Source organism: Bacillus pseudomycoides DSM 12442 (assembly GCF_000161455.1).
GTDB classification, from domain to species: domain Bacteria; phylum Bacillota; class Bacilli; order Bacillales; family Bacillaceae_G; genus Bacillus_A; species Bacillus_A pseudomycoides.
Map to the genome: position 1 here is coordinate 4,855,497 of NZ_CM000745.1, position 3,046 is coordinate 4,858,542.

Below are 3,046 nucleotides of genomic sequence, written 5' to 3' on the forward strand. Positions count from 1 at the left end.
TTTCGCATCCGTTTAAGTCAGGGGAACGTCTCTATTACACTGGGGACAAAGCAAGTTATCTGCCTGACGGTGATCTCCGGTTCCATGGTCGTATGGATGACCAAGTAAAAATTCGTGGTTTCCGGATTGAACTGGGAGAAGTTGAAGCAACTTTGCAGGCGCATTTGTCTGTAAAAGAAGTTGTTGTACTGGTAAGAGAGGATCATCCAGGAGACAAACGATTGGTAGCTTATGTAGTTGGTGAAGGAAGTGTAAATGAATGGCGGGAGCATCTGAAAACACATTTACCGAATTACATGGTTCCGGCACACTTTGTCGAGATGGCATTTTTACCACTCACACCGAATGGAAAACTCGATTTAAAAGCATTGCCTGTACCTGATGAACCATCTACTGAAAATACTGTATACCCACGAACTCCGATGGAAGAACTCATTGCATCGGTATGGAGTCAAGTGCTAGGCATAGAAAATATTGGTGTCCAGGATTCCTTCTTCGATCGAGGTGGCCACTCGTTGCTCGCTACCCAAGTTGTATCTCGGTTAAAAGAGGCATTACAAATCGAACTGTTAGTACGTGAACTGTTTGAGTATTCAACAGTAGAGGCGTTGGCGAAGCGACTGGATCAATTGCGTAAAGGAGACAAAATACGAGAAATTCCACCGCTTATGCCGATGGAACGGGGAGAAGCCATTTCGCTCTCTTATGCCCAACAGCGCCTGTGGTTCATTGACCAATTCACGCCTAATAGTACACTTTATAATATACCGATGGTATGCCGTCTTACAGGGAATTGGGTACCCAAAGCATTGGAGACGGGATGGAATCAGCTGATAGAGCGTCATGAATCTTTGCGAACGGTGTTCCATGAAATGGATGGTCATCCTGTGCAGCAGATTCAACCATATGCTTTCCGGTTCCTTCCCCAAATAGATCTAACTACGCTTTCCTCCGAAGAGAGAGAAAGCGTAATGGAAAAATGGATCCAAAACGAAGCCGAAGCGCCATTTGACTTAGGACAAGGTCCGTTGATCCGTGGGCAAATCGTGCAAATCGCAGAAGAAGAATGGATTCTTCTTTGTACCATGCATCATATTATCTCGGATGGCTGGTCGATGGAAATCTTGCTCCAAGAATGGATGGCATTCTATGAAGAAGCGGTTGGTGGAAAACCAGCAGAACTCGCACCATTACCGGTTCAATATGCCGACTTTGCCCAATGGCAAAGGGAATGGATGAAAGAAGAAGTACTTGATCAGCAGCTTGCATATTGGAAGGAAGAGCTGTCTGGCGAGTTACCAGTCTTAATGTTGCCGATGGATCGTCCTCGTTCTGCGGTGCAAACCCATCGTGGATCGACACACACTGTGTTGTTGTCACGCTCGTTACGCGACAAACTGAACGAACTTAGTCGTCAAGAAGAGTCGACGCTCTTCATGACCTTACTGGCATCGTATCAAAGCTTCCTCGCTCGTTATACAGGACAATCGGATATTCTTGTCGGAAGCCCGATTGCAAACCGGAATTATCGTGAGATTGAAGGGTTGATTGGTTTCTTCGTCAACACGTTGGTTTATCGGGCTGATCTGAGTGGCGCACCGACATTCCAAGAGTTGTTGTCTCAGGTGCGGACAAAAGCATTGAAGGCGTATGAATACCAAGATGTTCCGTTTGAAAAGATTGTAGATGTCATACAACCCGAGCGAAGTACAAGTCATTCTCCGATCTTCCAAACCATGTTTACCTTGCAAAACACGCAACAAGAGCTTCCAGAGCTTCATGGAAGAAGTTTAGAAGCGATGGAAAGTCATACTTCGATCGCCAAGTTTGATTTGAGTTTAAGCGCCGCAGAGGTGGAAGAGGGTTTATTCCTTTGTTTTAACTATAAGAATGATTTATTTGACGTTGTAACGATCAGACGTATGGCTGAGCATTTTGAAAATTGGTTGAATGAAATCGTGGAACATCCCGATAAATCACTGACGAAGTTGACGATGCTATCGGAATTAGAGAAGCAATTACTGGAAGAGTGGAATGATAATGCTGTAGCGTATCCACGTGAGAGTGTGATCCATAAACTGTTTGAAGATCAAGTGGATCGTACACCTGACACGGTGGCGGTGGTGGATGAAAATCAGCAGTTGACGTATCGAGAGCTGAATGAGAAAGCAAACCAATTGGCCCATTATCTCCAGAAATGTGGGATTGGGACCGAGTCATTGGTCGGTCTCTGCTTCCAGCGTTCAGTTGAGATGATTGTTGGTCTCATGGGGATCTTGAAAGCTGGGGCAGCCTATGTTCCATTGGATCCATCGTATCCAGAAAGTCGTCTACGATATATTCTGGAGGACACAGGGATTCAAGTATTGGTCACGAGCGAAGCATTAGTTGGTTGGATACCTGAAGAAATCGAAGCAGTTTGTTTGGATCGGGATCAAGCGATGATCTCACGAGAAAGCATTCTTTCACCAATATGTGAAGTGACAGGAGAAAATTTGGCGTATGTAATCTATACTTCGGGATCAACGGGGAATCCGAAGGGAGTGATGGTAGAGCATCACAATGTGATTCGTTTATTTAAATCAACGGAATGTTGGTATCAGTTTGATGAAAAAGATACTTGGACGCTTTTCCATTCTTATGCGTTTGACTTCTCAGTTTGGGAAATTTGGGGAGCATTGCTCTATGGAGGAAGATTGGTTGTTGTTCCTTACTGGATTAGTCGATCGCCTAAGGATTTCTATCAACTGTTAGTAAAGGAAAAGGTTACGGTTCTTAATCAGACACCATCCGCATTTCGACAATTGATACAAGTGTGTGAACAAGAAGATGAGAATAAAAACCTGCATCTGCGCTATGTCATATTTGGTGGGGAAGCACTTGATCCTACTAGCTTGCTACCGTGGTTTCAAAGGTATGGAGAGCAGAACACGCAGCTAATTAATATGTATGGAATCACAGAAACCACCGTTCATGTTACGTATTATCCAATTACTCAGGATGATGTAAAGCATTCTTCAAGAAGTAATATCGGAAAGCGGATTCC

1 protein-coding gene is annotated in these 3,046 nt (G+C 44.3%); it reads left to right on the plus strand.

All coding sequences use genetic code 11. From position 1 onward, the window contains the following. The coding region (locus BPMYX0001_RS24635; protein ID WP_033799748.1) for a condensation domain-containing protein at positions 1–3,046 on the plus strand (3,046 nt) is incomplete at both ends.